We start from the raw sequence: 13,931 nt of genomic DNA, 5'->3' as shown, positions 1-13,931 counted from the left end.
TGAATACAGCCATATCTTTAACTAAATCAAGCTTTCTTCAATGAAAACAGAATATAGATCTTATCAATTTCATGGGATTCTTCCAAAACCCACGAGGTTTGTGATAAAATTCGCTGCAACCCCTCCAGCCCCAGATATCGGATCTGCACGCCAATAAACTCTGTAAATCCCAGATATCCCGCATTTACATTTGCTCGGTCGAATATTAAGGAGCCTGTGACCCGGGCGTCTGCCGGGGAGTTGGTAAAGAAACGATTTAAATTTTCAATGATATCTGAATCCGAACCGTACTCAAAAAGCCCCCCCTCTGACGAACAGAGCTGAATCCAATCGGAACGTTCCAAACTCAACTTTACTAATGCCTCGGGTTGGCTCCAGTCATAGTGAACAATATTGAGGGTAATGTCCAGACCATGGAAGCGTTCACCCGGTTGCTTCATAACATCAATGCATCGTTTTGAGAAATTTGGACCAACGGTATCGATATCTAAAATGTTTATCTCAATCTTCCGACCTTTGAGTAACTCCGGATCCGATTCCTGAATTAGAATCAGGGTGTTAATACTGTCGGTAGCGGATCCTCCGGCGATATTGAAGAAACAAAGGTTGCGCTCAGGAAATTGCTTTAGCTGAGGCAGCAATATTTTCGACTGGCTGCGGCAAAGATCTCTCAGCCTGATCCGTAGTCCCATAAAAGAGGTCTGTTTCACCGCCCACTTGTCGCGGAAACCTAATTTTATCCCCCGACTTAAGCCGGGGCCAAGTTTGTACAGCAACGTACGCATGCCGCTAAGATAAGAATTGTCGACATTTGACATTTTCACAAAGATGTTCCGAATAAAACCTGGCATCTTCTTTAGTGATTCAATGCTCCGAGCTGACTTGAGACAGTTCAAATGATACGCCTGTTCATCAATACTAGCGTTAAAAAGGGGATGAGTAATATCCAGGATTGGCAATTGAATTTCATTTTCGAAAGTCGCATAGAGAATTCGCTGATTTTGATTTGTATTCATGGTTTCCAACTCCACCTCACTTGAATGTTGATTTTTGATTTAACTTAAATCCAAAACTAGCATAATTAATTTTCCCAGAAGAAGTCCGGGGAATATGTTGCATTGGAATCACTTGAATGAGATCCATAGGGATTTTAAACCGAGTAAAAACTTCCTTCTTGATGTTATTCAGTATCACTTTGGCTACATCTTGCAACTCCTCCTGGTGGTACGCAATCAGAAGCAGTTCGTCCTGTCCACCAACATAACAATTGAACCCCAAACACTGTAAATGATGCTCGATATCCGATAACCCGATACGTTTTCCCAGAATCTTCAGAAAACGGCTTTTACGTCCGGTAATATAAAAAAAACCTTCATTGTCGAAATATCCTATATCACCGGTTTTTAAGACGCCTAACAATTTATCGCTTTTCGCGAGATCTTCCCGACAATACCCATAACCCATCATCACATTCGGTCCCTCATAAATTAACTCTCCTTCGAGTAAGGGATCCGTAACCGGATTTCCCTCCTCATCCTCCAGCCAAAGTTTCCCACCGGGGATGGATTTCCCAATACTCCCCGATTTGGAGACGCTGTACGCCGGATCCAGGTAAGCAATTCGAGCCGTAGCTTCGGTAGCACCGTACATCACCCAAAAATCAAATTTCTTTAATCGGGATAGTTCAGCATATTCCAGCACCAATTCGATACTGAGTTTCCCGCCCGCCTGGGTCATATAGCGTAATGAGGGTAACTCCATTTGAGAAAATCCCATTCGTTTCAAAATTTCATAGGTATACGGCACCCCAGTGAGGGATGTTCCTCCTTCGGCTTTGAAGAAGTCCCAGAATTCTCTTTTGACGATGGGGGTATCCGTTAGTAGAATGGTCGCGCCTACAGTCAAATGACTATTAATAACCGATAATCCATAGGAATAATGCACTGGCAAATTAGTGATTGCTCGTTCTGTCTCATTTAAATGAAGAAAAGCGGCGATGGATCTAGCGTTAGCAATAACATTTTGCTTCGTCAGACGCACCAGTTTAGGTGAACCAGTCGATCCCGATGTGGAAAGCAACACGGCGATATCCGAGTGGATTTCTGGCTGCTGTTCCCATCGATAATCTATTAATTCGTATTCTTGGTATCCGAACACACCGTCTCCATTTTCAGGACGCCAAATAAAATCTGGCTGGTATGTCGAGATTAGATTATTAAGAATTTCACTGTCTAAATGGGCATCAATCATCATGGCAGCATTATTGCTTTGCACTGCGGCCAAATAACCAATTATGGTTTCGATATTATTTTTGGCAAGGATCATCACTAGTTTTTTATCCCTTGATTCAAAAAACGGTTGGAACCGATCACATTCTCGGATTAAGTCATCATATGAAAAATGTTCACCCGATTGAGTGATGATTGCCTTACGATTTTTAAATGCCGCAAAGTTAAATAATAAATTCATTTCTGACACCACCATCAATTCCGAATCTAGCCATTAATCCAAAACTGACTATTTGAGCCGTAAGAAACAATTAAACCGCACACTAAAAACTCCCCATAAAGCAGAAGGTTTTTGTTAATTAACCTGTCTACTTTATGGGGAGTATCCCTATCAAACACCAGTTCAATTACGAACCAATGAATTTCCCCTGATTCGATTTAGGCTCGCTTCCCGGAAAAATACTACGGAAGAATATCGAGAAAAGCGAAATTTTCCGTTGCCGTTTCAGCATAAGATCCGTGATATTTTGGTAACACAATTTCAATCCAGGGCCGCCCGAAGAGATAATCGTAAACAGGGTAATGATCAAAAAGGCCAAGATAGTATCTCCAACTTTTAGAACGGGATAAATTCTCTCGCCTCCAATGACCGTAGTAATCGCCCCTGAACCCAAATAGATTCCGGTATTGCCAACGATTAGAACCAGCACCACCACCATTATCAAAGCAGCCACCATGGCGATGATAGACAAAAAGTAAAATTCAAAGAAAATAATCAAGAAACTTTGAAAACGGCTATAGCCAATCGCTCGAATAGTCCCAAATTCCTTCATTCGTCCAAACAGATTCATTTTAATGGTGGAATAAATGCCGAGCGCGATGACACATAAAAAGAACACCACAAAAACTTCAAAGGATGCTTTTAACATAGTTGAAGTATTGGTGAAAAACGAGGAAGCCATCTCCGATGACTCAGCCCGCAATATGGGACTTTCGGAGGTTAAATATTGATCCATTGTCTCTGCAAATCTGCCCCTCTGATCTGGATGCTTCAAAAAAATCCTTCCTACATCGAAGTAACCGGATTCGAAATCAAAAAGTTCCTTGGCATTGTTATAAGACATAAAAGAGTATTTATTGTCATAGATAGCCATGTTGCTGTAAATACCCGTGATTACAAAATCCAGCGATTTACTGGTTCCATCGGGAGTTATCGCCTCAAACGTGACCTTGTCGCCTAATTTCAGATGATTGGCTTTCGCCTTGTCGGCACTGATGCAAATGGAATAAGGTTGATCCGATAATAGCACTCCCTGATCCATTTTCACGGTTTCGCTGGCAAGGAGCATATCTTGGTATTGCGGAGTCAAGCTAAATACTTTGGCGGTATCCACAGTGTTACCCTTGGTCATTTGAGCATTCCGGATAATGGTGGGATAATATGCCTGGATCTCTTCCGAGTGATCCTTTACAAAGGTCTCCAATCGGCTAATCGCCTGTTGATTCTGATCTTTTTTCTCGGCCTCAAAAGCTTGAATGGCTAACAACCGAGACGGATCACTGTTCTTGACCTTTTTGGTGTTTTCCCAAATTACTGCCACATCCCCGGACTGAAGATTGACATAACTTTTGGAAACTTGCTTTTGCGCGCCATTCATAATGGCATCAGTGGTCATTAGAAGGAATAACGACAGCCAAATCGCCAAACCTATTAAAATGGAGCGTTTTTTCTTTGCCAAAATATTCCGAAAGGCAATTTTAATAATATTTTTCATGAATCATTCCCCTTTACTAGATTTCCTTTAAGGTCTCGACTGGTTTTAACGAGGCCGCCTTATATGTGGGATAGAGCGACGAAATCAAGGCAAAGAAAAAGATGATGATAAATTGAGGTATAATTTGGGAAAATTCAAACTTCATGAAAAAGTGTTCTCCTAATAATTTTCCCAGCACGGGCCCAGTATTCATACCTACTTTTGAAAAGTATAAAACCAGAGCGGACCCAGCGATGGTTCCAATTAAAGCAAAACAAGTTACGATAATCAGAATCTCTCCCATAAAAATCTGAATGATCCGGAAGCGGCTGAAACCAATGGCTCTTAAAGTTCCAATATCCTGATACCGCTCCAAACTCATCATATTCACCAAATTGATAATCAATAAGCAACTAATCAGCATTAGAATAAAGAGGAAACTATAAAAGGTCATGACATACAAGTCGACACCGCCCAAAATAGTGCCACCCATGGTTTCCCAGGTGGATATTTTTATCTTGTCCAATGGGAATCCTGAAGTGCTTAAATCTGAGTTTATGGCGTCAAGCGTCTGCTCGATTGTCGTGCGGTCTTTGGTATAAATAATAAAATCGGTAACCTCCCCAGCCTTAAGACCCATTAATTCCTGGGCGCTTTGCAGATCCACATAGGCATAGTCAAACTGGGCCACCGCAGAATTCAGCTCTAGACTACCAACCCCAACCACTTTCAAATCCAACTTGATGGGATGTCCGTCCTTCGTCTGAGCCAACACGCTAATGTCATCCCCAACTTTGACTTTGAATTGTTCGGCTTGAGATTCGGTAAGCATAATCTCATGGGTTTTATTAGGAGCCAAATACCGACCGTCAATCAGTTTATAAGATTGTTGATAATTGGTTGCAGTTGTGTCAAGCCCGATAATCATCGCGGGGACTTTCCATTTATCGTGGGTTAACATGGCATTTTCACGTACCCGTTTGACATAGCTCAGCCGTTCCGTCTGGGAATCCAGATACTTTTCCAGTAGCGCCACTTGATCCCCATTCAGATAGTTAATCTCTCCCCAGTTTTTGTTGGTTGTGGCCATGTCTCCTTCTTCTGATTGCGAGGAACGGAATTGAATCTCTCCAGTCAGGGAATTGATGAGGTGCCCCTCCATATTAGCCTTCATGGTTGAAACAAAGGACTGAAAAAAAACCATCAAAAAGCTAATAAAAAAAATGAATGAACCCAAAATCAATGTCCGCCATTGAGTTACAAAGATATTTTTGATGGAAATTAAAAATATCTTCATGATTTTCCCTCACTTTCAATCACACCGTCTTGCAAATGAAATATCCGGTTTGCCTTTTGCATAACCTTAGGATCATGGGTTGAGAAGATAAATGTAGTTTGTTCTCTCCGGTTGATCTCTTGCATCAAATCAATAATTTCCATCCCCGTCCGGAAGTCGAGATTGGCCGTAGGTTCGTCTGCTAAAACCAATTTGGGTTTGGTAACCAGCGCTCTGGCGATGGCCACTCGTTGCCGTTGCCCACCGGAAAGTTCGGACGGTTTATGTTTTGCTTGACCGGAGAGCCCAACTTCCTGAATAAAATAGTTTACCCGTTCTTTGCGCTCTGCCGGTGAGACTTCTTTCATAATGAGAAGCGGCAGTTCAACATTTTCGTACACATTCAACACTGGAATCAGGTTAAATGACTGAAAAATAAAGCCGATAGTATACAGCCGGATACGGTTTAACGCTTTCTCCCGCAGATCACTTACTTTGGTATTGTGAATCCATACTTCACCGCTAGTTGGATAATCCAAACAGCCAATCAATTGGAGCAAGGTTGACTTACCACTCCCTGAGGATCCGGCGATTGTAACAAAATCGCCTTGATCAATTTGTAAATCGATCCCGCGCAAAGCCGGTACAATGGTTTTCCCTAAATGATAGTTTTTGGTGACATGTTTAATGTTGATCAATGTAATACCTCCATCAAAAAATAATGTTTTCTGCGTTTTCCTGGCTCTTACACAGATTTTCATCTTTGACACTCAAACTGCCTTAGATAGGTTTTGATGAGGAGAAACTTACCGATCTTGATCAGTTCGAACATCTCATCCAAAATGGATTTGAGTTTTATGCATCAACTGAAGTTTCCTTCTGTTTCCCACTTATGAAATTTTGCTTAATAGCTCACTCTTCACATCTAAATAATTGGGTTTAATGGTTAATCCATGAATAAAAGAAATAACAAAGACATCTCATATTGTTGGTGTAGTAAATTTACAGAGTAAACACTACCAAACAGAAGAGATGTCTCCTAATATGATAGAGTATTGTGTAAATTCTATTGATTGGAAATTATGTTCAAGGTAAAAGAGGGGTTATATGATCTGGTCATACAAGATGGAAAATGAAATTGAAGGTAATGTTGCTTGTGTTCTATTTCTTTAAATTACGCATTCATAAGTATTTCTTTGTAACGCTTGTTGAGCAATTCAGCAGAACCATGCATAATTTTTAGTGCAATATCATCTACGTGGCGGTTTCTCCAGTTTTCTAGCTCTGTTCCCTTGACCCATTGGTTAAATGCACCTAAAGAAGGGCCGCAATGCACCTGATAATCCACCTTGCATTCAATATTCCCACTTAGTGCTAATTTAGTACTATAAGCGAAATACCATTTGAAAATTAATGCCATTTTATGCTTGGGATTATTTTCTGCCTTCTCTATATCACTATGAGGATAATAACTTTTCAATTCCTCAAATACACTTTCAAAACTTCGTTTAAAATATTTTTCCTGTATCTGTTTTTTTGTTTTTTCATCTATATCAACAATTGAATTATGCTGACAGTATAAATGATAAAGTTTATTCGCCCTGGCAGGAAAGAATAAACCTTTCTTCAAGACCTGAACCTTAGCTCCAAATTCAAACATATCTCCAGCAGGTGCTAATTCAGTATCCTGTACATTCATTTGCTGCAGCAAATCCTTTACTGTATCGTGAGTATTAGCCTCCACCGTACATTGGTTGATCGATCCGGTTACAATAAAATCCGCTCCCATTACAAATGCAGCAGCTGCGGCTTGTGGAGTTCCGATCCCTCCTGCAGCTCCGACACGCACGGGAGTAGTATATCTATACTTGCTCATCATCTCATCTCTAAGTACAGTAATCGCAGGCATTAATGCATATGCTACACCACTATCCGTGTGTCCCCCAGAGTCTGCTTCTACACTTAGGTCATTCGCCATAGGTACATTCTTCAATAATTCAGCTTCATTCGCTGTAATCACGTTCTCATCCAGCAGCTTATCAACAATCCGCTTTGGTGCTGGGCTCAAAAAAGCTTCCGCGACTTCCGGCCTGGATATTTTGGCGATAATCCTGTTGTCAGTTATGACATTTCCATTTCCATCTCGCCTTAAGCCTTTAGCCTTATATTTCACTAATGATGAGGTAATTCCCAAAAATGCCGAAGCTTCAATAGTTCTTACTTTATATTTCAATAACAAATCAACAAGCTGATGTTCCTTATCCGGATTGTTAAGATTATACAAAAAATTCAAACCATAGGCCTGTCCTTCTGACAATTCCTTTTGAATGAATTGAATATCTGCTTCAATTGCAGCCAAATGCATTCCGCCGGTACCCAAAAATCCCATCATTCCGGATTTTCCCATCTTCACAACTAATTCCTTTGAGGCCACACCTCTATACATAGCACCTGTTAGATAAGCATACTTCAAACCATAATTCTTTTTAAATTCCTTATTCCCCAATGAAGCAGCAATAATTTCAAAAGGCTTTTGTACGACTTCCTCCACAGGTTTCTTAACAACTATTTCTTCGTGTATAGCTAATACATTTCCCAACTTATTACTTCTATCGAAATTAGGAACCTCAATTTCCTCAACTTCAGTAATCGGTTCAGCTTCCCTTTTTATACGATTGAGCATACCCGTAAGAATCTTGCCTGTTCCTATTTCTTCAAAATTCATCTCGCCACGGCCTAATAAGTAACGTATACTGTCAGTCCATTGTACAGAATGGGTTATTTGCTTGATCAAATTTGTTTTTATTGACTTTTGAGTATAGGGCCTAGCATAGACATTTGAAATCACAGATATTTCAAGTTGTTGAATCGGCATCTCATCTATATATTTTTCAAATTCCTGCCGGGCATTTTCCATATACCTTGAGTGAAATGCACCACTAACCTTTAAAGGGGAGTACATCCTAACATGATTATTTGATTCGAATACGGATTTTGCTTTGTCAATATCTTCTTTTGGGCCGGATATTACGATTTGTGTCGGAGAATTGTAATTTGCAATATCAATTTTTGCTAGCCTTTCAGTATCCAGTACCTCACGTACCTGATCGCCCGTCAAGCCTATAACCGCGGCCATTCCGCCGCCATAAGCTTTACCCATCAGTTCCCCTCTTTTTTTGACTAGTTTCAAACCTGTCTCGAAGTTAAACGCATTTGCAGCGAAAAGTGCATTATATTCACCCAAGCTATGACCTGCAACATAGTCCGGTATTTGTCCAGTCTCCAGACGTTTCTTGAGATATAGTAACGAATTGACAACAAACAATGCAGGTTGAGTAAACTGTGTAAAGCCTAATTTGTTTTCAGGATCCTCCAAACACAACTCCTTAATCGAATAACCTAATATTTGATCTGCTGCATGAACCATATCAGGAAACTCATCAAATAAATCCTTTCCCATTCCCTTCTGTTGAGATCCTTGTCCTGGAAACAAATATGTGATCATTGCAACCCTCCTCGTGTACACAATGTTAGACGCTCATTGAAAACGTTATTACTTCATTTCCTATTCCTATTCAATATTCACCTTTGCGAATGATAAGACTTGTGTTGATTCCCCCAAAAGCAAAAGAGTTACTTAAGGCTACTTTGATAGATACATCATTGTAGGTTTCTTTACTAAATCTAAACGTTTCGTCTATAGGCCTTTCCAGATTGAGATTTGGGTGCACAAATCCCCCATTTAACTGTAGAACTGTTGCAATTGCTTCTATCACTCCTGCAGAGTATAAACAATGACCTGTTAGACTTTTCGTTGAGTTAATCCATATACGCTCTTTTTCGTTTCCACATATCTTTGAAATAGCTTTTAACTCAGTCCTATCCCCAAGAGGAGAAGAACTGCCATGAGTATTTATATAGTCTATCTCGCCAATCCTTATATTTGCCTGCTTAAGAGCGCTGGCCATGGCTCTTTCTTCTCCATGTACATTTGGGTCAGACAGTTTGTTTCCATCCAGAATAATCGAACTCCCTAGTATTTCTGCCAGTATTTTCGTTTTTCTCGCATTGGCGCTTTCCATAGATTCAAGAATTATACATCCACTGGCTTGCCCATAGATGAATCCTTCATGGTCAATATCGAAGGGGCGACAAGACTGTTCAGGTCGATCATGATATATTTTCCCTCCCATCGCTCCAATATTGTAAAATGCCTGGAGCTCCATAGGAGAAAAAACGGCCGCTGCACCCACTACAACACAAACATCAACGATTCCAAGCCTAATTAATTGCAGACCCTTGATTATTCCCACATTACCACTTGCTGAAGCTCCGCCTACCGTGAAACCTTCCCCATTAATTCCAAAGAGTTCGCTCAATGTGCCTACATGATCTGTATCCATAAATTGTAACGCATAACTGGAAGATACAAATTCGGGATTCTTTTTGAATTTTTCATATAAGTCATATTGTAAGTGTTGGTTAAGATTATTCCCTGCTACTACAAGTCCAACCCTTTCCATATCAAAATCGACATCACAAATACCCGAACTTTCCCACGCTTCTATTGCAGCAGCAACAGCATAGTGAAGGGGTTCAGGAGAACGTCTCACACATTTTTGAATTTTGTTAATAATTCTCTCCATTCTAGGATGGATAGTCCCTTTTTTGTTCTCGAGAGTAAAGCCTCTAATTTCTGCTCCGATTTTGACAGGGATGTCTAAATCAATATTCCTTTGCAAATATCCAATTCCGCTTTTACCCGTTTGAAGAGCAGCTGCAAAGCTTGTTATGTCTTGCCCAATGGAGCTAACTACACCCATTCCGGTGATGGCAACAGAACGATTATTCCTCATTTTATCACCCAGATGTTTATTTCTTTGCATCAAGAAGATCTATTATGCCTTGGATATTACTCAGTTTACCAAATTCCACAAGTGGTACTTTTATGTCTGTCAATTCCATTGTTCTTATAATAATATCCATCCTATCTACAGAGTTCGCGCCTATGTCCTTTAAACTCATTTCAGGTTGAACCTCATGCACTTCTATATCTGGAAGAATCTCAACAATTGCTTCTTTAACTGCATTGAAAATTGATTCTTTTGTCAACCAAAACACCTTCCTTCTCGTTTTTTTCACTTCCACTCTAACTGTTTTCTTATAAACTTATTACAAATAAACTCAAATCTATCTATATCATTTGAAAATGGAGTCCCAATTGCATGAGTCTCCGATGCCGTATGACGATTCAGGTTATACTTAACAAAATTTGATAACGTACCTGATGGGCCGAAATCGAAATAGATACATTCCTCTTTTTTTTCAAGATACTCTACTGCATCTTGAAATAGAATAGGCTTTCTGACTACATCCCATATGTAATCTTTTGTTATATCACCTGTTATTTCGTTTCCATACGATGAAGACAAGATTTTTACTTTCGGACATTCAAATTTTATTTGAGATGCATACTTCTTAAATTCAATTTCAATGGAATTGATTAAGCTTGAATGATAGGCAAAAGATACAGGCAGCATTTGACACGTTATCTCCTTGCTACGCAAATATTTCTCGATCATTATCAAATTCTCATGCGTACCAGATATCACATAATGGGAATTAAAATTAATAGCTGCTAACTCGCTATTATTATGAATCAGAGGTATCTCATCATAGGAATGAAAGTTGTTTAATATAGCCAACATGGATCCCTTCATACAAAATCCCTCAAATAGCTGAGCTTGCCTGATAACGATCTCTAACATCTCCTCAACATGTACAACATTAGCAATCGATAAAGCCGCATATTCTCCTAAACTTGAACCAAATACATAATCCGGTTCCAATCCAAGTTCTAAAAAAGTCATCGCCATTGAATACTCGAACATAAAAATGGCCGGATGACTAAATAGTGTCCGGTTAAATAGGTCAATTTTTCTTTTTTTATTGTCAAACAGATGTTCTAGAATTGAATTTCCAATCATGTCTAACGCGATTCGATCTAACTTCTTCATGTACCTTTGAAATATTTCGTTATTATGAAAGAGGTCTTCTCCCATGTGATAATACTGAGAGCCCTGTCCTGAGAACATAAAAACTTTTCTTCTCCTATCCATTCCCCAACACTTCCTACATATCAAAATGTATATCCCGTCCAATTTCTGTATTACATAGTGACTCGGATATTACTTAAAATGCAATAAATTTTTCTGGTTGTTACGCATCCTGAACTGAATAAAATACTCCTCTTTTTCTATTTGAAAGTATATGTTGTTATGCATCAGATAACTCAAAGGATATCCAGGCTCTTTTCCGTACGAATGTCCTGGACAGATACAAACATGAGGCTTGACGGTTCTTTTTATCTTACAGATACTTTCAAACATCTGTTCCGGTGATCCCCCTTTGGATGTACACGCACCACATCCCTCAATGAATATGGTATCACCTGTAAATAAATGATCCGTCAATAGAAAACACATTCCCCCTACAGTGTGGCCAGGTGTCAAGAGAAAAGTTAGTTCCGTAAAACCCAGATTAAGAACATCAAAATCATGCACGGAATTTAAATTTTTACATCGAAACCCATAAAAGTTGATTTCCTCAGCGGACATAAAAACTTGTGAGTCATACCGTTCCACTAATGGATTCACCATATTAACATGATCCATATGCGAATGAGTCAACAGAATTGACGCAGGTTGAACTCCTAGGTGTTCAAATGTCCTTACTATTAATTCTAAGTCCCACGATGGGTCTACTATTGCAGCTTGACCGGAAACTTTATCTATTATGATATAGTTGTAATTTATAAAATTAAGAGAAGAGGTCTTAAATTGATGGAGTCTATAAGCTTTATTTTCCACACTTTTCATCCCCCTAAATCAAAACCGCCCGTGTCAACGGGCGGTTTTTTAAGCGGCAGCATCTTTTTTTGTCCATAACAACTCAGATATTTTTTCATACTTCTATCTGTTTTGATATGCCATCATACCATCTACAGTAAATAACATCATTTGTTTAAGGAAAGGTCTCAACTAATACAAAACAATAATGTACAGACTCGTGCTGAAATAGTGACTTTATCCAATAGATAGACAAATTGATAACCTCTATAATAAAAGAGGAGTGTTACTATGGGACAGTCAAGGCAGTGCGGTAGCAGTTCAAGGAGCAGGATATTTACGTTTAAAGGATGGCTTAATCTCGCAAATGCAATGGAGCTGTATGAGTGTAGGATCTTAGGTTAGGCGATGGATAGCCGGATGAAAACAGAACTTGTCTCGGCCGTGCTATAACAACTTAGGATTCCCCGATGGAATCCTTCTGAGGAAGCTCAACATGGAATGGCTGAATGAATGAATTTTTAAGACTCACAAGCTGAACTGCACCGTTTTTTTCGCTTCTATCTATCATTTATAGACAAGGTCATAGCTTCGCCCTGTCGTCTAAATGTAAATTTACACTACCGCAATCAGCTCATTATGATCTCAAAGTTACACCTACGCACCGAAGCAGCGATAGAATTTCACTTTGATTCTTTTATTTTTTATTCCAAAAGATTAATACCTACATCAAACCTGACTTCTTTCCCCATAAAATTCAATTCGATACGGGCTCTTCTCTTACGTTTGTCAATTTTCTTAATGATTCCTTCTCTACCCTTTAGAGGACCGTCGCGAACAATTACTTTGGCATTTTCCACATAGACATTGGAATAATCGATCTCACCATTTTTACTGATAAGATCAATGATGTACACCATTTCCTCATCGTCAATTTTATGGAAAACATGCTTTCCTGTACTTTCATCAATGAAGTTAAATTTGTTCAGAAGCCGATAGCACCTGGGTATATTTTTGAGTTCATAGTAAGTATCCACATTCAGCACCGTATGTACAAACACATATCCGGGGAACATCGTCCTGCACACTTCGTAGAATTTCCCTTGTCTTCGTTCTTTTAATTTCCGTTTCGGCACAATTGCTTGAATCAGGGACTGATCGAAAAATTTATAAATCAATGCTTGAACCATTTCTTCATTTCCTGTTTCGACAAAGAGTGCATACCAATCCATTGTTCCTCCTGCAAACTTTAGTATTATAAATACTTATTTGGAAGAAAAATATAACAGGCGTACAAGGATTCCGTATATTTCAATATTACCGTATTTTTCTAATGCAATCAACAGATTTTTACATTTGCAACCCTTTAGTTTAGGTAGTAGATTACCATTTTTTACTCACTATTTGTGTTCTAAACTACTCATAGTATCGTGTAGGCAACTAATCGTAACGCCTCTTCAAAGAATTGCCTACACAAGTCATTGCGCTGTATTTACCTAAACTATGCAAGATAAGAGGAAGTGATTTGAGATTCTAATAATTGATCTACATGATGATACAACAAGCATATTTGTGTTAGATTATACTTCATTACTTCAGAGGCTTCCGCAACAATTCACGTTCTCGTTAGCCTTCCCTATTCTGACCCTCACCCTCCTCTCATTTTCAACTTGTTTTTTATTCCAGAACTATTATTACAGACATAATATTATCTTATCCTATTTGTGTCAATATATTGTATTTTTTGATATAGTAAATATACTTTCATTCATAGACTACGAGGTACCATCGACCTTCCCACGCTTGAACAGAGGCTGTATGACCT

Annotated in this window: 11 protein-coding genes; all 11 read right to left on the bottom strand. The window is 39.2% G+C overall.

Annotation, left to right across the window (positions count from 1 at the left end; genetic code table 11):
- Window positions 1–26: 26 nt before the first annotated feature.
- Window positions 27–1,016 (bottom strand): hypothetical protein, encoded by a 990-nt coding sequence (locus RQP50_RS14110; RefSeq protein ID WP_315745797.1) that lies wholly within the window; start codon window positions 1,014–1,016, stop codon window positions 27–29.
- Between the two features lie 16 nt (window positions 1,017–1,032).
- On the bottom strand, window positions 1,033–2,469 hold the full coding sequence (locus RQP50_RS14105) for an AMP-binding protein (protein ID WP_315745796.1): 1,437 nt from the start codon (window positions 2,467–2,469) through the stop codon (window positions 1,033–1,035).
- A 166-nt stretch (window positions 2,470–2,635) separates the two neighbouring features.
- Window positions 2,636–4,003 (bottom strand): ABC transporter permease, encoded by a 1,368-nt coding sequence (locus tag RQP50_RS14100; protein WP_315745795.1) that lies wholly within the window; start codon window positions 4,001–4,003, stop codon window positions 2,636–2,638.
- A gap of 16 nt (window positions 4,004–4,019) precedes the next feature.
- Entirely contained in the window at window positions 4,020–5,279 is a 1,260-nt protein-coding gene (locus RQP50_RS14095; protein WP_072728412.1) for an ABC transporter permease, read from the bottom strand.
- Complete coding sequence (locus RQP50_RS14090) at window positions 5,276–5,956, bottom strand: ABC transporter ATP-binding protein (RefSeq protein WP_227774462.1); 681 nt, start codon at window positions 5,954–5,956, stop codon at window positions 5,276–5,278. Before RQP50_RS14090 ends, RQP50_RS14095 begins: the two co-directional genes overlap by 4 nt.
- Before the next feature lie 476 nt (window positions 5,957–6,432).
- On the bottom strand, window positions 6,433–8,763 hold the full coding sequence (fabD, locus tag RQP50_RS14085; protein WP_315745794.1) for an ACP S-malonyltransferase: 2,331 nt from the start codon (window positions 8,761–8,763) through the stop codon (window positions 6,433–6,435).
- A gap of 70 nt (window positions 8,764–8,833) precedes the next feature.
- Window positions 8,834–10,114 (bottom strand): beta-ketoacyl synthase N-terminal-like domain-containing protein, encoded by a 1,281-nt coding sequence (locus RQP50_RS14080; RefSeq protein ID WP_072728525.1) that lies wholly within the window; start codon window positions 10,112–10,114, stop codon window positions 8,834–8,836.
- Between the two features lie 16 nt (window positions 10,115–10,130).
- A complete protein-coding gene (locus tag RQP50_RS14075; protein ID WP_072728410.1) occupies window positions 10,131–10,370 on the bottom strand; it encodes an acyl carrier protein in 240 nt (79 codons plus the stop codon).
- A gap of 26 nt (window positions 10,371–10,396) precedes the next feature.
- Window positions 10,397–11,377 carry an acyltransferase domain-containing protein gene (locus RQP50_RS14070; protein WP_315745793.1) on the bottom strand — a complete coding sequence of 327 codons (981 nt, stop codon included), beginning with the start codon at window positions 11,375–11,377 and terminating at the stop codon, window positions 10,397–10,399.
- Between the two features lie 69 nt (window positions 11,378–11,446).
- Window positions 11,447–12,127 (bottom strand): MBL fold metallo-hydrolase, encoded by a 681-nt coding sequence (locus tag RQP50_RS14065; RefSeq protein ID WP_315745792.1) that lies wholly within the window; start codon window positions 12,125–12,127, stop codon window positions 11,447–11,449.
- Window positions 12,128–12,810: 683 nt separating this feature from the next.
- Window positions 12,811–13,338: an antiterminator LoaP gene (gene loaP, locus RQP50_RS14060; RefSeq protein ID WP_072728407.1), complete on the bottom strand. Its 528-nt coding sequence runs from the start codon at window positions 13,336–13,338 to the stop codon at window positions 12,811–12,813.
- Window positions 13,339–13,931 lie beyond the last annotated feature (593 nt).

The sequence above is a fragment of the Paenibacillus suaedae genome, assembly GCF_032337355.1.
GTDB lineage: Bacteria > Bacillota > Bacilli > Paenibacillales > Paenibacillaceae > Paenibacillus_B > Paenibacillus_B suaedae.
Note: the sequence above shows the minus strand (reverse complement) of the source record. Positions and strands in the feature narration are given on the sequence as shown.